Raw genomic sequence first — 21,952 nt, 5'->3', positions numbered from 1 at the left:
TTCCTTACTGTTTAAATTCGGCAGTGCCGGTCAGAAAATGATTCACTATATCGTCCCAGATGCCCTGGTTTTTTAAAATATACTCTACCAGCTCACGCAGCGCGCCGTATCCGCCCCGGAAGTTGGAAACGAAGGCGGCTGCCTTGCAGGCTTCTTCACAACCGTCACAGGGAGCGGCACCGAAACCGACGTTGCGGATAAGAGAAATGTCATTCAGGTCATCGCCCATGTAGGATACTTCTTCCATGGCAATACCCGTTTCCCTGCACAGCTGGCGCAGGGCCTGAAGTTTATCCCGGGCATCCTGGATAACATAGTCGATATGCAGGTCCTTGGCCCGCTGTTCTACCATAGGGGATCTGCGCCCTGTAATCAACGCCGTTTTCAGCCCGGCCATACGGGCCAGGGAAATTCCCATGCCATCGCGGGCAGAAAAGCCTTTCATGGCATCTCCCGCCGGGCTGTAGTAGATAATGCCGTCGGTCAGGACGCCATCGACATCGAGGGCCAGCAGTTTTATCTGTGTCAGGTATTTCATCAGACCACTCCCTGCCGCAGCAAATCGGTCAGATGGATCATCCCGACGGCCTTGTGGTCTTTATCTACTACGGGCAGTACCGTAATAGGCCGGGGCTGATTCTTTTCCATGATGTGCATGGCTTCGGCCGCCAGCTTGTCATTGGTAATGGTGCGCGGACTTTTGGTCATCATAGCATCGACAGGCCATTGCAGGAAATTGGAACCCGTTTCCAGCCCGCGCCGTACGTCGCCATCGGTCACGAGGCCGATAAGGACTCCATCTTCATCGACGACCGATACGGCACCGAGTCCTTTTTCGGTCATCATGAACAGGGCATCCTGGACGGTGCTGTCTTCGCTGATGACCGGATTATCTTCACCTTTATGCATGACGTTTTCTACGGTCAGGAGCAGCTTGCGGCCCAGAGATCCACCGGGATGGAAAATGGCAAACTGGTCTTTCGTAAAATGATGGCACGAAAGGAGGACGACTGCCAGGGCATCGCCCAGGGCCAGGGCCACGGTCGTGCTCGTCGTCGGAGCCAGTCCCAGCGGGCAGGCTTCTTTTTCTACGGAAGCGTCAAGGATGACGTCGGAATTCTTTGCCAGTGTCGAGTTGTGTTCGCCGACGATGGCGATAACCTTTGCACCGATGCGCTTCAGACTGGGCAGCATATTCAGTACTTCCCGTGTTTCACCGCTCTTGGAAATGGCCAGGACCACATCGTCGCCGGTCACCATCCCCAGATCGCCGTGAATGGCTTCACCGGGATGAAGGAAAATAGCCGGCGTACCCGTGCTGGCCATGGTGGCGGAAATCTTCCGGGCAATATGGCCGGATTTCCCCATGCCGGTTACGACGACGCGGCCTTTGGATTCCATAATCAGATTGATGGCATTGACAAAATTCTGGTCCAGTTTGGGAATCAGGTTTTCAATGCCTCTCGCTTCCTGCTGCAATACATCTTTTGCTTCTTGTAATATATCCATGTCTTTCACCTCTGTTATTATTTCATGGCCGTAGACGCGCTTTTATCGGCAATGGCCTTGATAGCCATCATATCGCGCAGCAGCCCTTCTACCTGTGTCAGATAGAGCATGTTAGGACCATCGCAAAGCGCTTCTTCCGGATTGTCATGTACTTCCATGAATACGCCGTCGATGCCGGAACCAGCCGCCGCTCTGGCCAGGTTGCCAATGAACTGGCGCTGGCCAGAAGAATGGGTACCGGCTCCGCCGGGCAGCTGGACGCTGTGGGTAGCATCAAAGACGACAGGATAGCCGAATTCACGCATGATGGGGAAGCTGCGCATATCTACGACGAGATTGTGATAGCCAAGGGATACGCCCCGTTCGGTCAGAATGATGTTTTCATTGCCTTCGTGACTGATTTTTTCTGCCACGTTTTTCATATCCGACGGCGCCATGAACTGCCCTTTTTTGACGTTGATACATTTTCCCGTGCGGGCCGCTGCCTGCAGCAAATCAGTCTGCCGGCAGAGGAAAGCCGGTATCTGCAGGATATCGAGGACTTCTGCCGCCGGTTCTGCCTGGCTGGCATCGTGGATGTCACTGACAACGGGTATCTGTAATTCTTCCTTGACGGCTTTGAGGATTTTCAGCCCTTCTGTAAGGCCCGGGCCGCGGAACGATTTCCAGCTCGAACGGTTAGCTTTATCAAAAGAAGCTTTGAATATATAGGGAAGGCCGAGACGGCTGCAGATGGCTTTCATTTCTCTGCCGATGCGCAGCACCCGTTCCGGGTCCTCTATGACGCAGGGACCGGCCATGACGAATAGTCTGCCGTCGCCGCCGATTTGCCTGTTTCCTACCTGTACTGCTTTCATGATTGGGACTCCTTTGCAAAATATTCACGGATATGTTCCAGATCTTCCGGCGTATCGATGCCGATAAATTCTTGCTCTGTCGTGATAACTTTTATCTTATAGCCATTTTCCAAAACGCGCAACTGTTCCAGCGATTCTACTTCTTCTGCCGGCGTCGGTTCCATAGAAGCATACTGCAGCAGGAAATCCCGGCGGTATGCGTAAATGCCGATATGCTTGTACGGCCGTACGGCATCATGGAAGGGATGACGGGGATAAGGAATGAGGGAACGGGAAAAATACATGGCTTCGTTCCGCTTGTTCATGACGACTTTCACCGCGCTGGGATCGTCATACTCGTCTTCTTTGAGCGGCGTCGCCACCGTCGCCATCATGAGAGAATCGTCTTCTTCAAAGGTCTGGCACAGGGCATCGATGACTTCTGGCGTGATGAGCGGTTCATCCCCCTGAACGTTCACGATGACATCGGCGTCGGGGTAATGCCCCACCGCTTCTGCCAGTCGATCCGTACCGTTGGCATGGTCTTCCCGGGTCATGACGGCATGGCCGCCAAAGGTGACGACCGTATCATATACGCGGGGATTATCGACAGCCACTACGACGGAAGATACTTTCCCGGCCTTTGCGGCCTGTTCATATACGCGCTGGATCAGCGGTTTGCCAGCAATATCCGCCAGAGGTTTGCCCGGAAGACGCGTCGAGGCAAACCGTGCGGGAATGATGCAGATAAAGTTCATGTCGTTCCTCCTATATGATTGAGAATACAGGTCTGCAAAGCTTCTTCTCCTTTGCAGATCACTATTTCTATACCCAGTACCCATAGCGGGACCTGTCGTTCCAGTATATCCGATGCCGGCAGTTTGACGGCATCTTTTTCCGTCGTTACCAGTACGGATCCGCATTGGGCGGCCTTTTCTTCCATCATCCGTATATCCGCAGCGGTATAGGGATGATGGTCATCATAGCGGATACGGTCACCCAGATGGTATCCGCAGGCGCAGACCGTCGCTTCAAAGGAGGCGGGATTTCCCAGGGCCGATACGGCAGTTACTGTCGCCCCCACCGTAAGCTGGCTGCAGCCATGCCGGTCTTTCCGGCCTTCATACCAGTCTTTGAAGGAAATACACCAGGCCGGCTGATGAACCGCTTCGGCTACAGGGGCCGTCTCGTTATATTTCCGCAGGGTCTGGCAGATTTTCTCTTTTTCCTCGCGGCTGCATAAATCTGATTTGGTCAGGATGAAGAACCCGGCCCGCCGGAGATGTTCCATCGGCTCCCGCAGGATTCCTCTGGGAAGGAGATGACCGTTACCAAAAGGATTGGTGCTGTCGATGAGGACGATATCCAGATCCCGGGCCAGCTGCCAGTGCTGAAAGGCGTCGTCGAGGAGCAGCACCTGCGCTCCCAGCATGCGGACTGCCATCTGGCCTGTACGGGCCCGTTCCCTTCCGACCAGGACGGGAACGCCGGGAAGGCTGCGGGCCATGAGCAGGGCCTCATCGCCGCCAGCACGGGCATTTAGCAGGATATGCTCACCGTCGGACATGACCGCCGCTCCTTTTTCAGCCTGAGAGCGGTATCCCCTGTTCAGAAGGGCCGGCTTATATCCCTTCCGGCACAGCCATCTGGCCAGGTAGCACGCCGTAGGTGTCTTTCCAGTCCCGCCGGCAGTGATATTCCCCAGACTGATGACCGGGACTGACAGATGGGCCTGCTTTTCCGGGTGAGATACATAAGCTTGGTACCGGCGCCGTACGCCCCAGCCATAGAGCACCGAAAGACCGGAAAGGATTGCCAGCACAGGGCCGTCTTTCCAGCTATGGGGGGTATCTGCCATGAGATATCCCATATAGGCTGCTATTTTACTGTAGATAGACATGACATCATCTCCAGGCGTGAAGGTCATCCAGTATTTTTTGCAGTTCCGCCAGATTGCGGCGCGTCGCCCCCTGATTTTCCTGTACGATTTCAATACAGTGACGTTTCATATTTTCGGCCATCTGCCGGTCATCGACGATGCGCACACAGGTTCTGATGAATTCTTCTTCATTTTTGACCATGATACAGGCGCCGCGGCTGCTCAGCAGGTCGTAAATTTCCACAAAATTGAACATATTGGGGCCGACGACGATCGGTTTGGCATGAGCTGCCGGTTCAAGTATATTATGTCCTCCTATATGGGCCAGGCTGCCGCCGACGAATACCAGATCGCCCAGGCTGTATACCCGCCCCAGTTCGCCAATGGTATCGAGAATGACGCCTTCATAGGGACCGTCCATCTTCTTTCCTGCTTTCATTTCACTGCGTTTGGCCATGGTGATGCCATATTTCCGTCCTTCTTCCCGCACCAGGTCAGACTGGTAAATGTAGCGGGGGGCGATGATCAGACGGGCCTTCGGATGTTTTTCCCGTATGGCAGAAAAGGCCTTGTAGACGGATCCCGTTTCTCCCTTGTGGGTACTGCCGGCAATCATAATAGGATAATCGCTTTCCGAAAATCCCAGCTCAGCCAGGAATTTCTTCTTTTCTTCCGGTGTCACGATGCCATAAGTCTGATCGTATTTCGTATTGCCCGTCACGATGACCTTATTGGGATCGGCTCCGATGTCGATGATATACTGGGCGTCAATCCGGCTCTGCATACAGAAAATACGGATGGACGACAAAACATGACGGGTAAAAAAGGTAATCAACCGGTACCGGGAAACACTGCGCTGACTGATACGGCCATTCATCATCATGATGGGGATTTTCTTGCGGTTGGCTATGCGCAGAAAATTCGGCCAGATTTCCGTTTCCACGAGAACGATGATTTTGGGGTTGACGATATTAAGGATACGGCCGGTCAGGTAAGGCAGATCCAGGGGAAAATACAGGATGCCGTCTGCCCCGTCTATGATCTGATGCGCCATGCGGAATCCCGTCGCCGTGACGACAGAAACGATGATGACTTCCTGGGGATGTTCTTTCCGCATTTCCCGCACAATCGGGCTGGCTGCCACGATTTCGCCGACCGAAGCCGCATGGACCCAGATGGCGTGCCGGTCTGATATTTTTTTCTTCAGCTCATCTGGCAGAAAACCGATGCTTTGTTTGATGCGCTGATAAAATCCTTCTTCATGTATGAGGCGGTAGATGAGCACAGGAATGAGAGACGCCCAATACATGAGAAGCAGGATATTATACAGCCAGTACATCGATTTGACACGCAGGCGATTTAACATAGTTTTCAACCTTCCGCTTTTTCTTTAAACTGCACGGCATACAAATGAGCGTACAGGCCGCCTCTGGCCAGTAACTCTGCATGCGTTCCTTCTTCAACGATTCGTCCGTGATCGATGACGACGATTTTGTCGGCATCGCGTACGGTGCTCAGGCGATGGGCAATGACGACGGACGTACGGCCCTGCATGAGCCGTTCCAGTGCCGCCTGGACAATTTTTTCTGATTCCGTATCAAGAGCCGATGTCGCTTCATCGAGGATGAGGATGCGCGGATCTTTCAAAATGGCACGGGCAATGGCGATACGCTGGCGCTGGCCACCGGAAAGGGCATTGCCGCGGTCACCGACGATAGTGTCATAGCCATCGGGCAGTCGTGAAATGAATTCGTGGGCATTAGCCGCTTTGGCAGCCCGGACGATTTCATCATCAGTCGCGTCGAGGCGGCCGTACAGGATATTTTCCCGGATGGTAGCGTTGAACAACATCGTTTCCTGCGGGACCAGGCCAATCTGCTGCCGCAGAGATTGGAAGGTCACATCGCGTACATCCGTACCGTCGATAGTCAGAGAACCACCGGTCACATCGTAAAACCGTGGCAGGAGATTGGCCACCGTCGATTTGCCGGCCCCGCTGGGACCGACGAGGGCAACGACTTCGCCCGGCTGGATTTCCAGATTAAAATCCGTCAGGGCCGGATGATCCGCATCATAGGCAAAGTCCACGTGATGAAAGCAGACATGGCCCTCTACGCGCGGAAGTTCGACAGCATCGTCTTTTTCCTTAACTTCCGGTTCCGTATCGAGGGTTTCAAAGACACGGTCCGCAGCGGCCAGTGATTTCTGGATATCACCGTAAATTTCACTGATACGGCGTACGGGATTTGCCAGGTTGATGGCATAAATCAGGAAGGCGATGAGCGCGCCGGCCGTCATTTCTCCGTTGATGACGCTCATGCCGCCGTACCAGATGATACCGGTCACGGCGATGGCGGCAAAGAACTGGATAAAGGGCGTCAGCATAGCCGTCAGCCGCGTCGTCGCCATGAGAGCCCAGAAATTGCTGTCATTCTGTACGACAAAGCGCTTGATTTCAAACTCTTCCCGGTTAAAAGAGCGGATAATGCGGATGCCGGAAATCGCTTCTTCCAGAAGGGCCGTAATATCGGCCATTTTCCCCTGGACTTTATGCCCGGCCTGGCGCAGCCGCCCGCCAAAGAAACGGATGGTAAAGACAACGAGGGGAACGATAACCAGCGTCAGCAGGGTCAGCTTCCAATACAAGTACAGCATGGAAGCGAGGGAGCCTACGAGGATGACCGCTTCCTGAACAAAGGAAATGAGGTTGCCGGCAATGGCCGTCTGCAGTGCCGTGACGTCGTTGGTCAGATTGCTCATGATATTGCCGGTCTTGCGCTTGTCGAAATACGACAGGGACAGTGTCTGTAAATGGCGGTACAAGGCCTCACGGATATCGTTGACAATTTTCTGTCCGACAAAACTCATGAGGTATCGCTGGCCAAAATAGAAAAAGCCTCTGGCAAAGAACAGTGCCAGGATTCCGATGACGATGAGGTTAAGGGTAAATACATCTTTATTAGCCAGTACCTTATCGATGACGTCCTTGATCAGCCAGGGCACGACGACGTTGCTCAGGCCGGAAAAGGCCATGCAGATGACGGCTACAACCAGTCTTTTTTTATAGGGAAGTACGAAACGTAACAGTCTTTTATAGCTTTGCCAGCTATTATATTGCTTCATGCAGTAGAATTCTCCTTAACGAATTGTAAAATAGTAGCAGCCGTGCGACGGACGGCCCCGGGCTCTCCCATTTCCCTACGCACAGCCAGCATGGCTTCATGACGCTTCTGCCATGCCTGTTCGTCCGTCAGCAGGTGAATCATGTCCCGGGCTATCGCTTCCGGCGTCACTTCATTCTGCCAGAGTTCCGGCATGATACGGTGTCCCATGATGATATTGGGCAGGCCGATGCTCTTAATGTGTACGAGTACTTTCGACAGCCAGTACGTCAGATTCCCCACACGGTAAATGAGCAGGGTCGGAAGCCCCATGAGAGCCGTCTCCAGCGTAGCCGTTCCCGACGCGGCCACGGCAGCCGTACTGATATGCATCATATCATAGACGCCTTCTGCCGCGATGTGGACAGCCGGCCCGTCCTGGGGAATCAGGCTTTCCAGAAGGCTCCGGTCTATAGTGGAAGCTTCCGGCAGCAGGAACTGCACGTCCGGTATTTGTTCTGCTATGATGGCAGCCGCAACGAGCATGACCGGCAGCAGGCTCCGAACTTCCTGAAGACGGCTGCCCGGCATGAGAAGGATAGTCCGTTTCGACTCATCCAGGCCAAAGGTGCGGATGGCTTCTTCCCGCGTCATAGACGGATGCACCATATCGATCAGCGGGTGGCCGGCATAGGCCACATGAGTGCCGATTTGTTCATACAACCGCGCTTCAAAGGGAAACAGTGAAATAGCCAGATCGGTATTTTCGGCTATGACTTTTCCCCGGCTTTTATGCCAGGCCCAGATAGTCGGAAGAATATAATAGATAACACGAATGCCGGCTTCCCGCGCCTTCTTGATAAGGCGCATATTAAATCCAGGATAATCGATACAGACTAGTACATCGGGCTTTTCTTTCCTCATCGTTTCGAGAAGAAAGTCCCGCAGGCGGAAGAAAAAGGGAATCTTGCGGATAATTTCTCCCACGCCGATAAATCCCAGATTTTTAATATCGTATACAATGCGTACGCCGGCTTCTGCCATGCGGGATCCGCCCATGCCCAGCAGTTCCACTTCCGGATCCAGCTCCTTCAGTGCCCGGGCCAGGTTGGCACCGTGCATATCCCCCGATGCTTCACCGGCTGAAAACATAATTTTCATAGAGACTCCTGTCAATACGTCTTATCAACGGCACAAATGCATATGCCCCGCCGGTCTGCCTCCGCCAGGACCTGTTCCTGTTCGACAAACAGCGTACGCCCCGCCTCAATAGCCAGAACGGTACAACCGCTCTCTATCATGCTACGGAGCGTCGTCATCCCCACGGCCGGCACATCGAAGCGCAGGTCCTGATTGGGCTTGGCTACTTTGACAACGACGGCATGGCCCCGGCCCAGCGCACCTCCACGGAGGATGCAGGCATCGGTCCCTTCAATAGCTTCCACGGCCATGACGGCTTTGTGCTTTACGACTACCGTCTGTCCTATATCCATGCCGCCCATGGCTTTGGCCGTGACAAAGCCAAAGCGGATATCATCCGATTCTTCCTCCGTCGGCGGCCGTTTAGATAATACGCCGGCACAGGGCATAAGGGGCTTCAGATACTGCGTCTGATCAACGACTTCAATACCATCTCTGGCCAGTTCATCGACGATAGCCAGCATAATCGTATCGTCTTTCCGGTTGCGCAGGCGTCCCAGTAATTTCAACGCCCGCATGTCAGGCATCTTCAGTCCTTTGAAGAGGATTTCCTTTGTCACTTTCCCTATCATCGTGACTTTATCTACATCATGACTGCGCAGTGTCTTTATGATCTTATTGAGCTTGGCTACATTGATTTCGTAGTAAACATCGGCTTCTTTTGCCAGTTCCGGCGCTACATCAGGCACGACGGCAATGACGACTACGGCATGGCCGCTCTGCTGTGCAGCCCGCATAAACGCCACGGGAAGATTGCCGATTCCGGCCAGTAACCCTACTTTTTCCATGTATATCTCATCCTTATTCTACATAATCAAAACTCATCAGTATATTATACCAAAAAAACACGTATCCTGTCATCACGATGAAGAAACACCATAAAAAAAGGGCGGCAAGGCCGAGCCTTACCTGCCCTCATACATGTTCAATCTTTGGTTCCCCGCATAATACCCCGTTCGGCATTGCGCAGGAAGCGCAGCAGATGTTCCACTTCTTCGCAGCTATCCAGCTCTTGTTCCATCTCGGCAATCGCCTGTCCCAGATTCAGTCCGGAACGATAGAGGATGCGGAAAGCTTTTTTTAATTCACGCCGTACATCATCAGACATGCCAGCCCGGGAAAGGCCGACGCTGTTGAGCCCGATGACGCGGGCAGGCTGGCCATCAGCGATGACAAAAGGCGGAATATCCTGCACGACCTTTGCCAGACCGCCAATCATGCTGTTGCGGCCAACTTTGACGAACTGGTGGACACCAGCAATGCCGCCGATGACAACCCGGTCTTCTACAGTGACATGACCGGCCAGACCGGCACAGTTGCTCATGATGACATGATTTCCTACGACGCAGTTGTGAGCTACATGGGTACATGCCTGGAAAAGGCAGTCACTGCCGATGCGCGTTTCTTCGCCTTCGCCAGTCGCTGTGCTGACCGTTACAAATTCACGGAAAACAGACCGGTCACCAATGATCAGATAACTCTTTTCACCATGATATTTTAAATCCTGTGGTTCCGACCCAATAGAACAGCTCGGGAAGAAACGGCAGTTTTCGCCTATCGTCGTCCAGCCATCAATGGTAACGTGGGCCATGACCTCCGTACCAGCCCCGATTTTTACATGAGGGCCGATGACAGCATAAGGACCTATTTTCACGCCAGGACCGATTTCTGCTTGTGGATCTATAATAGCCGTTGGATGGATCATGCTCTGCGGCATGTTTTCTTTTTCCTCGGTCATTAGAGTCACTCCTTGCTACCCTGTCTGACAGACAGGTGCATAAAAAATTATAGTAATATAATATAAAATCTGTAAAGGCCATACAAAATGTAACCGTAAAAAAAGTAAGATTATATCGTGTTATCTCTTCTATCCACTTTTTTTCTGCAAATTCTGCGTTAATCCGGCCTATTTCTTATTTTCTCGGTTCCTGTCCCGGCATCAGGGCAAAGAGATATTCCCCTTCTGCGCACAGAATGTCCCCTACGTGGGACTGGGCCTTGACTTTTCCCATACGGCCCTTGATTTTTACGATATCCGCCCGCATGACGATCTGATCGCCGGGACGGACGGGATGGCGGAAACGGAGTTTATCAATCCCTGTAAAGAAAGGAATGAGCCCGCGGTTTTCTTCCGGATACAAGAGGGCTACGCCGCCTACCTGAGCCATGGCTTCTGCCAGAAGTACACCGGGCATGACCGGTTTTCCCGGAAAATGTCCCTGGAAAAACAGTTCGTCAAAGGTTGCATTTTTAATGCCAATAGCGTACTTCATCGGTTCGAGTTCAATAATACGGTCAACGAGCAGCATCGGATAGCGGTGTGGTAATATTTCCATGATATCCGTTACTTCTAATGTTTTTTCGATTGCCATCTGTAAATTCCTCCCTTAATTCATTTCTTCACTGATCTGTCGCGCCAGCATATTATTCAATTTATGACTCGATTTGACAGCGATGATATGTCCTTTCAAAGGCCGGCCCAGGAGAGCCATGTCCCCGATGACATCCAGGACTTTGTGCCGGACCAGTTCGTCGTCGCTCCGCAACACGGACAAGCACGCTGTATCATCATAAACAATCGTATTTTCCAGAGTACCGCCTTTTCCAAGTCCCAGCTTTTTCAGCATATCCAATTCTCTGGTAAAGGCAATAGTACGGGCAAAAGCTATATCGCGGATATAGTTTTCCTTGGTAATTTCTGTATCGCTGAACTGTACTCCCAGCATCGGATGGGGATTGATAGAAGTAAAGGTAATGCGGAATCCGTCATAGGGAAGAACGGCAATGAATTTATCTTCTTCCTGCACGAGATGCTGCCGGCGCACAGCCAGAACATGCCGCGGTGTATCCAGATTCCGTATACCGGCCTTTTCAATCAGTCTGACAAAGGTCATGCTGCTTCCGTCCGCTACAGGCGGTTCAACAGAATCCATTTCTACAATACAATTATCGACAGCCATGCCCTGCAATGCCGAAAGCAGATGTTCTACCGTAAATACTTTGGCTTCTCCCCGTTCCAGTGTCGTCGCCCTCATGGTATTGGTCACATAGGCTAACTGTGCAGGTACCGATGGCCTATCTGCCAGGTCTGTCCTGACAAATACAATCCCCGTGTCAGCCGGGGCCGGGCGCAATACCATGTGGACTTCATTGGCAGCATGCAGGCCGATACCACTGTATGAAACCGGCTGGGCCAGTGTCGTTTGTACCACATTAGTCATTCCTACGCCCCTCCTTTCTGGATGCAAAATGTTTCTTTTTTATTCATACTTATCTATTATACATTATTTCAGTCATAGTGACTAGTAAAAATTTCACCCGGCCGTCTTTTAAAAAGAATCCCGTTCCTGCCGCAGAAAACGAAAGACTGCCGTTCCCTGTTGAGGACGGCAGTCTTTCGTTGCTGTGTTTATTTGATTAACTCATAGACAGAGGAAACCACAGAATTCCATGATTGGAGCTGTCCTTCTTCTCCTGTTACGACGGCCTTTCCTGAAGCAATCTGACGGGCCACCGATTCCGGTGCCGTTCCGTTGTAGGTACGGCGCTGGGCCACACAGGTTTCGATATCGAGATAATGATGAATATCCTGTTCAAAGAGCGGGCTCATGGCCTGCAGTTCTTCCAGGCTGAGCTGCTGCAGCACCTTGCTGTGTTCAATGCAGTAATGCACGGCTTTGCCGACGACGGCATGTGCTTCGCGGAAGGGCAGTCCCTTCTTAGCCAGGTAATCGGCCATATCGGTTGCATTGGAAAAATCTTTTTCCAGGACATCCCGCATGTGTTTGCCATTGACAGTCATCTTATCGATCATCGCCGCATAGATAGTCAGGGCAAACTTCAGATTATCAATGGCATCAAAAACGCCTTCTTTATCTTCCTGCATATCCTTATCATAGGCCATGGGGATTCCTTTCATCATGGTCAGTACTGCCATGAGATGGCCATAGAATCGGCCCGTTTTGCCGCGGACGAGTTCACAGATATCGGGATTCTTCTTCTGCGGCATGATAGAAGAACCGGTGCAATGGGAATCGTCAAGTTCGATGAACTTGAATTCCGAGCTGGACCAGAGAATGAACTCTTCGGAAAGACGGCTCAGGTGCATCATGAGGACAGCGGCAAATTCCAGGAAAGCAATGATATAATCGCGGTCACTGACAGCATCCATACTGTTATCATACAATTTACCGAAATGGAGTACATCGGCAACATACGGCTGGTCCAGGGGATAGGTCGTCCCTGCCAGTGCCCCCGCCCCGAGAGGCATCCGGTCGGCCATGTTCCAGGCAAACTGCAGATGCTCAAAATCACGAGACAGCATGGAAAAATACGCCATGAGGTGATGACTGAACAAGATCGGCTGAGCCCGCTGCAAATGCGTGTACCCCGGCATGATGACATCGCTATATTTTTCCGCCGCTTTCACGATGGATTGCTGCAGCTGGATGAGCAGCCCTGCCACATCGGCAATTTCCCGGCGCAGGTACAGATGCGTATCGAGCGCTACCTGGTCATTGCGGCTGCGGCCGGTATGCAGGCGCTTGCCTGCTTCGCCGATGGCATCAGTCAGCCGCTTTTCTATATTCATGTGAATATCTTCCAGCTCAATGGAAAATTCGAATTCATCATGCTCAATCTGTTCAAATATCTGTTTCAGTCCGTTTACGATAGCATCTTTATCCGCATCAGAGATAATCCCCTGACGGGCCAGCATCGTCGCATGAGCGATGCTGCCGCAGATATCTTCTGCATACATACGGCAATCAAACTGAATGGATGCATTGAATGCTTCTACATTTTTATCTGTTGCCTTCGTAAACCGGCCACCCCATAACTTCATCAGAAAATCGCTCCTTATTTGTTCTTCTTTTCGTTCTTCTGCATCATCAGAGCACGCATGGTCAGCGGCAGACCAAAGAGGTTGATGAAGCCGCCGGCATCTTTCTGGTCGTATACATCGTCTTCACCGAAGGTGACATATTCTTCACTGTAGAGAGAATAGGGCGACGAAGAACCAGCACTGATGATATTGCCTTTATACAATTTCAATTTTACCGTGCCGCTACAGGTCTTCTGCGTTTCATCGACGAACGCAGCCAGTGCTTCGCGGAGCGGGGAGAACCACATGCCGTCGTATACGAGTTCAGCGTATTTATTGGCAACGTGTTCCTTGAAGTGATACGTAGCTCTGTCCAGTGTCAGATATTCCAATTCTCTGTGGGCATACATGATGATGGCACCGCCCGGGTTTTCATAAATGCCACGGCTCTTCAGGCCTACGAGACGGTTTTCTACGAGGTCTACGATGCCGATGCCGTTCTTGGCACCGATGGCATTGAGGGTCGTGATCAGTTCGAGAGCATCCATCTTTTTGCCGTTGACGGCTACGGGAATCCCTTTTTCAAAAGTGAGTTCGACGTATTCCGGCGTATCCGGTGCTTTTTCCGGCTGTGTCGTGACCATGTATACCATATCTTTCGGGGCATTGGCCGGATTTTCCAGATCGTCGCCTTCATGGCTCAGATGCCAGATATTCCAGTCCATGCTGTACGGATAGGGATTTTCTTCCGATTTGTAATCGACAGGAACGTTATGTGCTTCTGCATATTTGATTTCGTCTTCCCGCGATTTGAGATCCCAGATTCTCCAGGGAGCAATCAGTTTGATTTCCGGAGCCAGAGCCTTGACGGTCAGTTCAAACCGTACCTGGTCGTTGCCTTTGCCGGTTGCACCATGGGCAATAGCGTCGGCGCCTTCTTTTTTAGCGATTTCGACGAGCTTCTTGGAAATAAGCGGCCGTGCAAAGGAAGTGCCCAGGAGATACTTTCCTTCATATACGGCATCAGCTTTGACGCAGGGCCATACATAGTCTTCCATAAACTCTTTCTTAATATCCATAATATAAGCTTTGGATGCGCCCGATTTGATGGCTTTCTTTTCAATAGCTTCAAAGTCGTCAGGCTGTCCTACATCGGCACAGGCTGCAATAACTTCCGCACCGGGATAATTTTCTTTCAGCCAGGGAATAATGCAGGATGTATCCAAACCACCAGAATATGCTAACACGATTTTTTTAATTTCACTCATAATCGGTTCCTCCTCTAAACATCAGCAATTTGTGTCTTTCAACTGTCTACGTGTGATAGTATACAACCATTCGCAAAAATATGCAAGTATTTTGTATAAAAAATTTTCAATGAGTTTTTTCTGGAATCAGGCTGCAGGTAAAACAAGCCCGGACAGGCAATAAACTGGCATTTTCCCCTGTGGGTATGATACAATATGACTATATCAGGAGGCTCTATGAAAAAAAAATATCTTTTCATATTTATTATCGCCTTTATCATCTGTGCTGCCTGGAACATCATCGCCGACACGCCAAAGACAGCACAGCCGGCATCTGCCAGCAAAACTGAACAGCACAGCTTCGTATCCCTGCCTGACACGGGCATAACCGAAAAGCTGTATCCTTATCTGCATTTCCACGCTGCCATGGAAGAACACCGGAAAAAAATTCCCGTGTATGTCGCCAGCGCTGCCATGCCCAAAAGTCTGAAAGAAGCCGTCGTCGCTACAGAGGACCGGCGCTTTTATGAACACGGGGCCATCGACCCTATCGGTATCGCCCGGGCAGTCATAGTGAATTTCAACTCCGGCAGGACAATGGAAGGAGGCAGCTCCATCAGCCAGCAGGTCGTCAAAAACACGTTTCTCACACAGGAACGCACCCTGACCCGCAAGGCACAGGAACTGATTCTGTCCATCCTCCTGGAACGGAATTACAGCAAGGATGAAATACTGGAAATCTATCTGAACACAGCGTACTTCGGCGCAAATGCGACGGGAATCGAGCAGGCCAGCCGCATCTATTTCAATAAAAAACCGGAATACCTGACGCTGGCCCAGTCTTCCCTGCTGGCCGGTCTTCTCCAGGCACCGAGCTATTACAATCCCCTGGAAAATTACGAAGCGGCCCGCAACCGCCAGAAAATCGTTCTGACGCTGATGGCCGAACAAGGGTATATTACAGACCAGCAGGCGCAGAATGCGTTTAAAGAAAACCTGCGTCTGGAGCGATGACATAAAAAGAACCACGCATGAAGTTTTTTCTACCATCATGCGTGGTTCTTTTTACATAGTTTGCAGTACGGAGCTTGTAGTTTATAGAAGATGACTTTAATTTTTTAGTCATCCACTGCAAACTTAAAACGGATCTGGCCTTGTACGACAGATCCGTTTATGTATGCATAATTCCGTTATGCTCATTCCTGGGGCTTATTTGTCAGATAATAGGAAATCCGGCTCAGGCCGATGGATAAATCTTCTCGGAATACGAATATACGGTCCGGCACGTTCAGGCGCAGCGGGGCAAAGGAAAGGATGCCTTTGATGCCGGCAGCTACCATCTGATCCGCTACCTGCTGTGCCACAGCGGCAGGAGTCGTAATGATGCCGATCTGGATACCTTCCCGTCGTACGACTTCTTCCATTTCTGAAATAGGCGTGACTACGACACCGCCTACATTCTGACCGATAATGCGGTGGTCCACATCAAAGAGCCCCATCGTCCTAAATCCCAGACGGCCAAAGGTCTTGTAATTCGCCAGAGCCCAGCCCAGATGACCGATACCGGCAATACCGATTTTCCAATGCTGCTGCAGACCGATGATTTCCACAATCTGCTGACAGAGTTCGCTCACATAATAGCCGACACCTTTCTTGCCAAAGGCGCCAAAACAGGTCAGATCTTTCCGTATCTGTTCCGGTGTAATTCCCAGCCGTTCGCCAAGCTTTTCCGATGAAATGATATCTATACCGGCATCCTGCAGCAACAATAAATCCCGATAATACAACGGCAGCCGTTCGATGACTGCATCGGATATCGCCTTTTTCTGTCTCATGGGCAGAACCTCCCCACTCTCTATCTCGTTACACACTGATATAAAATCAGATGAATGTGCTAACACTTCACGTTTAATTATATCTTATTGTGAATTATTTCGCAAACTTTTTTTCTCTCTTTTCCCATATTCTTCACGCATATTTGAAAAGAGGCCCAAGAGGAACCAGAGAGTAAGTGATATCTGGGTACTAAATAAATCATAGTCACTGAAGCTGCTAATAGCTACAGCCAGGATGGACGCAGCCGTCATCAGGGCCATAGCCCGGTCCTGGGGCTGTACACCACGCTTGCGTAAAAAGCGGACCGCACAGACACCCGCCCCAAAAAAGAGCCAGCCAAACGCACAGAAACCGGCAATGCCTGTTTCTGCCAGAATATTCAGGTACATGTTGTGGGCATGGAAAATGGTAATACCCGCCTGCTGTATCAATTCATTGTATACAGGATAGACGAATTTAAATGCCCCCCAGCCGATTCCCAGCAACGGATGATCTGCCACCATCTGCAACGCCGCCAGCCACATGTCCATACGCATGGATACAGACGTATCGGCACTGCTGTGATAAAAAATAGACAAAAGCCTGTGGGTGATGCCGCCATGATAGAAGGCCAGGAGGAAGGGAATGCAAAGAAAGGATAGCCAGAGCCTTTTATCCCATACGAGGCCAAAGAAGAATACAAGAGCGCATGCACTCAGCCAGGCGCCGCGGGAATAGGTCAGGATCAGGCAGAGAGCCAGCGCCGCCAGCAGAACCAGCAGGGCTGCCATTTTCTTCGGAGCGCGTTTTCTCACGATGAGCAGGGAAAAGGCCGCACTGATTGCCATGAGCAGGAATTCCGAAAGAAGATTGGGATTGTATAAAGTGGAATACATGCGCCGCCGTAACAGGGGAAAGGCCGAATTATCGACCCATTCTTCTTCATGGAGCGTCAGCATGTGGGCATACTGGTACAGGCCAAATAGAACGACGATGGCTGCACTGGCAAGAAAAACGAGCAGAAACAGGCGCCGTTCTTCTCTGCCGCGGACAAAGACGACTATGAGGTTATAAAAAATAAAATACTGCAGCACTGTAAACAGGTAAAAGGCAACGCCAAACAGCGGCCTGGGCGATCCGGCCAGAGATACAAAAGCCAGGATAGCAAACAGTGCTGCTGGTTTAAAAAGGGGCGTATCATGCCAGGAGGCTATAGGATATTTCCATACATACCGTGCTGCCAGAATCAGTGCCAGGATAAAACAGGCTTCCATGGCGATAATCTGAAGGGGCATAAAAAAAACAGTCCCCAAAAGCGCATACACTACATGTATGCGGGCTTTTTCCTGAGAACTGCTGGCTGTCGGCAATAGAGTCGTAAGTTTCATATGTCATACCCTCCCAATTTAATTATACGGAGTTGTCAGGGAAAAGTCCAGTACAGCCCCTGCCGGGCGCACGCAGAAACACCTCCGGCAGGCATACAACAGAAACAGCCCCGGCATTTTCGTTTCATGCCGGGGCTGTCTGCGGAAAGACTCCTATGACCCATTCAGGATATCATGTGCTTTTTATTTTTTTACTTTAACCCATACAGGGTTGGATACGGCATAATGGTCTTTGCCATCCTTTGCAATGACGTTGACCCAGGTGTCGTGTTCCGGTTTTACTTTGACTTGTACAGAAACGGGATCAGTCGTATTGTCGAATGCCTTCGTTTCCACCGGTTTTCCTTCGCTTACGACCTGTACTTCTTTCAGGCCGTTGACAGCCTGTACCTTTGTTTCAAAGGTATACGTGCCATCGGCCGCTGTCTGCTGGGTCGTGCCGAACATGGACTGTTCTGCCGGGGTGAAGATAGGCCCCATAGTAACATAAGCCTTGCCTTCTGCCATGGCATTGACAAACTTACGGCCTGTCAATTTGCCATCGACGTGGGAATACATGCGGATGATACCCGGATACAGATTGGATGTCGCATCATGCTGGTCCGATCCGGCACTCAGATATTTCTTGATGCCACGGTTCCAGTAACCTTCTGCCACATCGAGAGTCCGTTTATCCATATTCTTGGCATTGGACAAATCCATTGTCGATTGCAGTTCCAGGAATTCAAAGTTTTCCGCACTGGGGTCATCGCCACCCTTGACGCCAGCACGATTGGTCAGGAAACCATAGTCGGTGAAGGGATGATGCATGACGACCAGGGCATCCCGGTCATGCCCCTGCTGGATGATTTCACCCGGTGTCAGAGACGGATCCGGACAGGGCATCTTGTCATTGACCATCAGGAAGCCCCAGTGTCCCCATCCCGGAGAAACTTCGACGTTGGGAATGAAAGGCCTTTTGTACTGATTGGCCAGTTCCCGCATAGGCTTGATGTTACCGATGTAGTCGTGATCGAGTACGAGATTCAGGTCCAGGCCGGCTGCCAGCTGTGCAGCAAAGAGTTCCGGGACAGTCGTCGCGCCATCGCCATGGTCGGCATGCTGGTGATTGTCATTGCCATACCAGCCCGCCTTTTCAGGATGAATGAGCTGAGGAATGACGAACTGATGCTGAACTGTCTGGCCGCCTTTGACAAAGGTCTTGAATTCAACCGGTTTCGATGTATAATCGGCTCCATGATATGCCGTAAAGGTGAGTTCATTTTCCGGTGCCGATACGTCAAAATCCGCTTTGTGTGTCGCCGGGTCTGTAAAATATACCGAGCCTCCTAATCCTTTTACATCCGATTTGATACCGGTGACGACCACTTTAAAATCGACAGGTTTCCCGTTTTCATCAACAGCCGTCAGCGCCGCTCTGGCACCCGGTTTTACCTGGAAATCAGCCACAGTGTTGCCTTTCAGATCGACATGCTGCACGTCAGACGGTGTCGTTCCCTGGCTCTGTACATAAATGTCGTAGCTGTCCTGCGGCAGTGTGACTTTATACTTGCCATCTTTATCGGTAATCTTCCAGACGAAAGGCTGCATGATATCTTTCATGACCTGATCGACACCATCCGATTTTATCGTCTTTTTATAAGATCCTGGCTTATTGAAGATGACATAGGCATTGGGCAGCGGTTTGCCATTGGGATCGCGGACAACACCTTCAATGACGCCAGCCTTGATAGACGGATCTTTCTGTATCTTCCGCTCGATGACCGGAGCCGTTTCCCCATTGGGAATAACCAGGATTTCGCCCGTATACGTATACGACTGGCCCGGCATGATGTCGCGGTTCACATAGACATCTTTATAGCCCGATGAACCTTTGTAGGCATTGGCATGATCGGTATTAACAGCTACGGCGTAATTTTTCCCGTACGTAACGACGAAATCCCCGTATTTCGTATTGACTTCGGGATCTTCATTGATACGTATGCCCGTTCTCTTGACATCAGGATAGAAGCCAAAGGGGCCGAACATATTCACGGCAAGGGTACTGATAGAATAGCCACTGTTCATATTCAGATAGGCATCATTCCCTGCCGGATTTTCGACGACTGTCTTCATATCAATATAATTCTTGCCATCTTCCAACGTATACTGAATCGTCACGTTCAAAGGCAGTTTATGACCTTCTGTCCAATATCTCGTCTTCGCCGTTACAGTGACTTTTTTATCGCCTTCCAGCTTGTACGTAATATCTTTTACGGGCGTATGCAGCAGGTCTTCGCCATGCCACGAACCAGTAGCTGTCCAGTAATCGTTGAGGAATTCAATGTCATTGGTCAGATCCGTCCCAAATTTCCCATCTTTCATCATGGCAATGTCCAGGATGCTGCCCGTCGTCATATTCCAGTAGTTATTGGAACCTACGGCAAAGGAAGCAGCAATCTTGTCATTGTAGATAGTGAAATCCTCTGCCTTATTAGCCATGCCCTGGTCAATAGGTGTCGGGCCCTGCACCACTCCTACAGCCGCCATCGCCGTTGCCGATATACCTGCCATCAGCGCAGACATAACTAACATTTTTAACACTTTCTTTTTCCCTGATTTCATATATCATTCTCCTTTCTATGATAAAGACGTACTGGTTAAACAGATACGCATTGGGCTGGAGCCAGAAAATAATGCAATTAATATCTCATTATGACATAGACTGTATCAGCAATTCGTAAAAGACTAGTAAAAAAGTGGTAATACCACAACTATATCAATCTCTAATAAAGGCGTTGATCATCTGCCGGCCGTAGTCATTTACTTTATAATAAACCTGTAACTGACCGGCATCATCCAGTTCAAACCGCGATTCATCGAGAAGCCCATTGGCCTTGGCCGTCATCAATGCTTCCTGTACGGCATCGGGGCGAAGCATTTTAAAACTTCCGTATTCTCCTTTCAGGGCATGGATGACATCCATATTAGATGCTTCTTCTACGGTCGTCATATATTTCATGATTGCGTAATAGAGCGGTTTCATACGATCAGGCCTCCTTTTTCCGGAATGCATGGAGCGGATTGAGATTTCCGACGAGAGCAATGCCGCAGATCATGACAATAGCAGCCGCCCACTGTACCGGCGTGAGCATCCAGCCCGGCTGTCCATCAAACACACCGACGATGATCATGCAGAAGAACGGCCCCCAGAAAGAATACGCTCCATTGCAGACCATGCCGAGTGCGGCACCGCACATCGAATTGCCCTTATACCAGAAGGAATATGCCGGCATGGCACAGAAGCCGGAAATGACAAAGAAGATGATCGACCAGTCGCTCCAGGCGCCGGAAAGAAGGCGTGGAGCCAGTCCGGCACTGCCATCAATCATGCACAACAGGGGCAGCATGATGAGCATATTGGAAAGGCCGGAAACGCACTGACGGATGGTAATGCCGATATTATAATCGATGAGGGTCGTGCCAAAGCCGGCAACGGCGCCTTCAATCCCCCAGCCCAGCGCGCAGAACAGGGCAATGCCGCAGGCCATCAGCGCCGTCGGTCCCACGTCTGAGAAGGATGTACCGCCGATGACACCGGCAGCGACAAGGCAGAGGAGGATACCGCAGACCATCCGTTTATTGATTTCCTGTTTGAATACAAAATGGCCGATGATGGCCCCAAAAGACGCATTGAGAGCACAAATAGGCACGATGATGGAACCGCCCATCTGCAGTGCTGCTACATAAGCTGTAGAAGCCAGCGGGCCGCCGATGAGGGCACAAACGATCATGACCAGGCCCGGCTTTGTTTTTAACGTGCGGAAAAAGTCTCCCAGTTCGCCTTTAATGGATACATTGATAAGGGACCAGATGCCGCTCATAGTATCATTGACAGCCGATCCCAGCGCTGCCAGGCAATAGGTGATGGCAAAGGCGCTCAGGCCGGACATATTGGCGCCATACCAGTCATTACCCCAGATTCCCTTGGACATGCCTAAGGTCAGAAAAGCCGTATAGAGACCGTAAAAAATCCCAGAAAAGATGGCAAAGGTAATCCCACGCCGCTTAAACCCTGCGTCTATCTTTAATTTGACTGCCAAGGCTCTGTTGTCCATTCGCACACACTTCCTTTACTTGATATATATATATTTATTGTTATATATTTCACATGTA

At 50.8% G+C, this 21,952-nt stretch carries 20 protein-coding genes; 1 reads left to right on the top strand and 19 read right to left on the bottom strand.

Translation table 11 applies throughout. The features are described from left to right. Window positions 1–4 precede the first annotated feature (4 nt). From B2U90_RS09230 to B2U90_RS09165, 14 genes are all read right to left on the bottom strand, one after another. The gene (locus B2U90_RS09230) at window positions 5–538 is read right to left on the bottom strand and encodes a KdsC family phosphatase (protein ID WP_113855465.1); all 534 of its coding nucleotides are present in this window, start codon (window positions 536–538) and stop codon (window positions 5–7) included. Next, window positions 538–1,509 carry a KpsF/GutQ family sugar-phosphate isomerase gene (locus tag B2U90_RS09225; RefSeq protein ID WP_059076779.1) on the bottom strand — a complete coding sequence of 324 codons (972 nt, stop codon included), beginning with the start codon at window positions 1,507–1,509 and terminating at the stop codon, window positions 538–540. Before B2U90_RS09225 ends, B2U90_RS09230 begins: the two co-directional genes overlap by 1 nt. 17 nt (window positions 1,510–1,526) lie before the next feature. Beyond that, on the bottom strand, window positions 1,527–2,366 hold the full coding sequence (gene kdsA, locus B2U90_RS09220) for a 3-deoxy-8-phosphooctulonate synthase (RefSeq protein WP_059076778.1): 840 nt from the start codon (window positions 2,364–2,366) through the stop codon (window positions 1,527–1,529). After that, entirely contained in the window at window positions 2,363–3,103 is a 741-nt protein-coding gene (gene kdsB / locus B2U90_RS09215; RefSeq protein ID WP_059076777.1) for a 3-deoxy-manno-octulosonate cytidylyltransferase, read from the bottom strand. The genes kdsA and kdsB overlap by 4 nt, the downstream gene beginning before the upstream one ends. Next, entirely contained in the window at window positions 3,100–4,245 is a 1,146-nt protein-coding gene (lpxK, locus tag B2U90_RS09210; RefSeq protein ID WP_113855463.1) for a tetraacyldisaccharide 4'-kinase, read from the bottom strand. Before lpxK ends, kdsB begins: the two co-directional genes overlap by 4 nt. Window positions 4,246–4,249: 4 nt before the next feature. Further along, window positions 4,250–5,563, bottom strand: a complete 1,314-nt coding sequence (locus B2U90_RS09205) for a 3-deoxy-D-manno-octulosonic acid transferase (protein ID WP_059076808.1) — start codon at window positions 5,561–5,563, stop codon at window positions 4,250–4,252. A gap of 32 nt (window positions 5,564–5,595) precedes the next feature. Continuing rightward, complete coding sequence (gene msbA, locus B2U90_RS09200; RefSeq protein ID WP_292017625.1) at window positions 5,596–7,347, bottom strand: lipid A export permease/ATP-binding protein MsbA; 1,752 nt, start codon at window positions 7,345–7,347, stop codon at window positions 5,596–5,598. Continuing rightward, the gene (lpxB, locus tag B2U90_RS09195) at window positions 7,344–8,486 is read right to left on the bottom strand and encodes a lipid-A-disaccharide synthase (RefSeq protein WP_292017624.1); all 1,143 of its coding nucleotides are present in this window, start codon (window positions 8,484–8,486) and stop codon (window positions 7,344–7,346) included. The genes msbA and lpxB overlap by 4 nt, the downstream gene beginning before the upstream one ends. 11 nt (window positions 8,487–8,497) lie before the next feature. After that, window positions 8,498–9,313 carry an LpxI family protein gene (locus tag B2U90_RS09190; RefSeq protein WP_113855461.1) on the bottom strand — a complete coding sequence of 272 codons (816 nt, stop codon included), beginning with the start codon at window positions 9,311–9,313 and terminating at the stop codon, window positions 8,498–8,500. 137 nt (window positions 9,314–9,450) lie between these two features. Beyond that, window positions 9,451–10,263 (bottom strand): acyl-ACP--UDP-N-acetylglucosamine O-acyltransferase, encoded by an 813-nt coding sequence (gene lpxA / locus B2U90_RS09185; protein WP_059076772.1) that lies wholly within the window; start codon window positions 10,261–10,263, stop codon window positions 9,451–9,453. A 175-nt stretch (window positions 10,264–10,438) separates the two neighbouring features. After that, the gene (gene fabZ, locus B2U90_RS09180; protein ID WP_113855460.1) at window positions 10,439–10,897 is read right to left on the bottom strand and encodes a 3-hydroxyacyl-ACP dehydratase FabZ; all 459 of its coding nucleotides are present in this window, start codon (window positions 10,895–10,897) and stop codon (window positions 10,439–10,441) included. A gap of 15 nt (window positions 10,898–10,912) precedes the next feature. Then, the gene (gene lpxC / locus B2U90_RS09175; protein WP_292017623.1) at window positions 10,913–11,746 is read right to left on the bottom strand and encodes a UDP-3-O-acyl-N-acetylglucosamine deacetylase; all 834 of its coding nucleotides are present in this window, start codon (window positions 11,744–11,746) and stop codon (window positions 10,913–10,915) included. Between the two features lie 188 nt (window positions 11,747–11,934). Beyond that, a complete protein-coding gene (gene argH / locus B2U90_RS09170) occupies window positions 11,935–13,368 on the bottom strand; it encodes an argininosuccinate lyase (RefSeq protein ID WP_150824599.1) in 1,434 nt (477 codons plus the stop codon). Window positions 13,369–13,382: 14 nt separating this feature from the next. Further along, a complete protein-coding gene (locus B2U90_RS09165; protein ID WP_059076768.1) occupies window positions 13,383–14,615 on the bottom strand; it encodes an argininosuccinate synthase in 1,233 nt (410 codons plus the stop codon). A gap of 216 nt (window positions 14,616–14,831) precedes the next feature. On the opposite strand from B2U90_RS09165, the gene B2U90_RS09160 reads away from it, so the two are divergent. Beyond that, on the top strand, window positions 14,832–15,608 hold the full coding sequence (locus B2U90_RS09160; RefSeq protein ID WP_059076767.1) for a transglycosylase domain-containing protein: 777 nt from the start codon (window positions 14,832–14,834) through the stop codon (window positions 15,606–15,608). A 182-nt stretch (window positions 15,609–15,790) separates the two neighbouring features. Here the strand turns inward: B2U90_RS09160 and B2U90_RS09155 are convergent, their stop codons facing one another. The 5 genes from B2U90_RS09155 to B2U90_RS09135 all read right to left on the bottom strand — a co-directional run bounded on the left by B2U90_RS09155 (window position 15,791) and on the right by B2U90_RS09135 (window position 21,894). Further along, window positions 15,791–16,429 carry a redox-sensing transcriptional repressor Rex gene (locus B2U90_RS09155; protein ID WP_059076766.1) on the bottom strand — a complete coding sequence of 213 codons (639 nt, stop codon included), beginning with the start codon at window positions 16,427–16,429 and terminating at the stop codon, window positions 15,791–15,793. An 84-nt stretch (window positions 16,430–16,513) separates the two neighbouring features. After that, window positions 16,514–17,797: an O-antigen ligase family protein gene (locus B2U90_RS09150; protein WP_075582010.1), complete on the bottom strand. Its 1,284-nt coding sequence runs from the start codon at window positions 17,795–17,797 to the stop codon at window positions 16,514–16,516. Between the two features lie 183 nt (window positions 17,798–17,980). Continuing rightward, window positions 17,981–20,401 (bottom strand): CehA/McbA family metallohydrolase, encoded by a 2,421-nt coding sequence (locus tag B2U90_RS09145; protein ID WP_170087617.1) that lies wholly within the window; start codon window positions 20,399–20,401, stop codon window positions 17,981–17,983. 154 nt (window positions 20,402–20,555) lie between these two features. Next, window positions 20,556–20,822 carry a hypothetical protein gene (locus B2U90_RS09140; protein WP_059076763.1) on the bottom strand — a complete coding sequence of 89 codons (267 nt, stop codon included), beginning with the start codon at window positions 20,820–20,822 and terminating at the stop codon, window positions 20,556–20,558. Window positions 20,823–20,826: 4 nt separating this feature from the next. Then, the gene (locus tag B2U90_RS09135) at window positions 20,827–21,894 is read right to left on the bottom strand and encodes a hypothetical protein (protein WP_292017622.1); all 1,068 of its coding nucleotides are present in this window, start codon (window positions 21,892–21,894) and stop codon (window positions 20,827–20,829) included. Window positions 21,895–21,952 lie beyond the last annotated feature (58 nt).

This window comes from Megasphaera sp. UBA4233, assembly GCF_002395615.1.
Taxonomy (GTDB): domain Bacteria; phylum Bacillota; class Negativicutes; order Veillonellales; family Megasphaeraceae; genus Megasphaera; species Megasphaera hexanoica.
The sequence above is the reverse complement of the archived record's forward strand: the minus strand, read 5'-3'. Positions and strand labels throughout refer to the sequence as shown.

Excerpts from the sequence above, each read along its gene's own strand:
- B2U90_RS09230 (WP_113855465.1), bottom strand. The coding sequence starts at position 538 with ATGAAATACCTGACACAGATAAAACTGCTGGCCCTCGATGTCGATGGC.
- B2U90_RS09225 (WP_059076779.1), bottom strand. The coding sequence starts at position 1,509 with ATGGATATATTACAAGAAGCAAAAGATGTATTGCAGCAGGAAGCGAGA.
- kdsA (WP_059076778.1), bottom strand. The coding sequence starts at position 2,366 with ATGAAAGCAGTACAGGTAGGAAACAGGCAAATCGGCGGCGACGGCAGA.
- kdsB (WP_059076777.1), bottom strand. The coding sequence starts at position 3,103 with ATGAACTTTATCTGCATCATTCCCGCACGGTTTGCCTCGACGCGTCTT.
- lpxK (WP_113855463.1), bottom strand. The coding sequence starts at position 4,245 with ATGTCTATCTACAGTAAAATAGCAGCCTATATGGGATATCTCATGGCA.
- B2U90_RS09205 (WP_059076808.1), bottom strand. The coding sequence starts at position 5,563 with ATGTACTGGCTGTATAATATCCTGCTTCTCATGTATTGGGCGTCTCTC.
- msbA (WP_292017625.1), bottom strand. The coding sequence starts at position 7,347 with ATGAAGCAATATAATAGCTGGCAAAGCTATAAAAGACTGTTACGTTTC.
- lpxB (WP_292017624.1), bottom strand. The coding sequence starts at position 8,486 with ATGAAAATTATGTTTTCAGCCGGTGAAGCATCGGGGGATATGCACGGT.
- B2U90_RS09190 (WP_113855461.1), bottom strand. The coding sequence starts at position 9,313 with ATGGAAAAAGTAGGGTTACTGGCCGGAATCGGCAATCTTCCCGTGGCG.
- lpxA (WP_059076772.1), bottom strand. The coding sequence starts at position 10,263 with ATGACCGAGGAAAAAGAAAACATGCCGCAGAGCATGATCCATCCAACG.
- fabZ (WP_113855460.1), bottom strand. The coding sequence starts at position 10,897 with ATGGCAATCGAAAAAACATTAGAAGTAACGGATATCATGGAAATATTA.
- lpxC (WP_292017623.1), bottom strand. The coding sequence starts at position 11,746 with ATGACTAATGTGGTACAAACGACACTGGCCCAGCCGGTTTCATACAGT.
- argH (WP_150824599.1), bottom strand. The coding sequence starts at position 13,368 with ATGAAGTTATGGGGTGGCCGGTTTACGAAGGCAACAGATAAAAATGTA.
- B2U90_RS09165 (WP_059076768.1), bottom strand. The coding sequence starts at position 14,615 with ATGAGTGAAATTAAAAAAATCGTGTTAGCATATTCTGGTGGTTTGGAT.
- B2U90_RS09160 (WP_059076767.1), top strand. The coding sequence starts at position 14,832 with ATGAAAAAAAAATATCTTTTCATATTTATTATCGCCTTTATCATCTGT.
- B2U90_RS09155 (WP_059076766.1), bottom strand. The coding sequence starts at position 16,429 with ATGAGACAGAAAAAGGCGATATCCGATGCAGTCATCGAACGGCTGCCG.
- B2U90_RS09150 (WP_075582010.1), bottom strand. The coding sequence starts at position 17,797 with ATGAAACTTACGACTCTATTGCCGACAGCCAGCAGTTCTCAGGAAAAA.
- B2U90_RS09145 (WP_170087617.1), bottom strand. The coding sequence starts at position 20,401 with ATGAAATCAGGGAAAAAGAAAGTGTTAAAAATGTTAGTTATGTCTGCG.
- B2U90_RS09140 (WP_059076763.1), bottom strand. The coding sequence starts at position 20,822 with ATGAAACCGCTCTATTACGCAATCATGAAATATATGACGACCGTAGAA.
- B2U90_RS09135 (WP_292017622.1), bottom strand. The coding sequence starts at position 21,894 with ATGGACAACAGAGCCTTGGCAGTCAAATTAAAGATAGACGCAGGGTTT.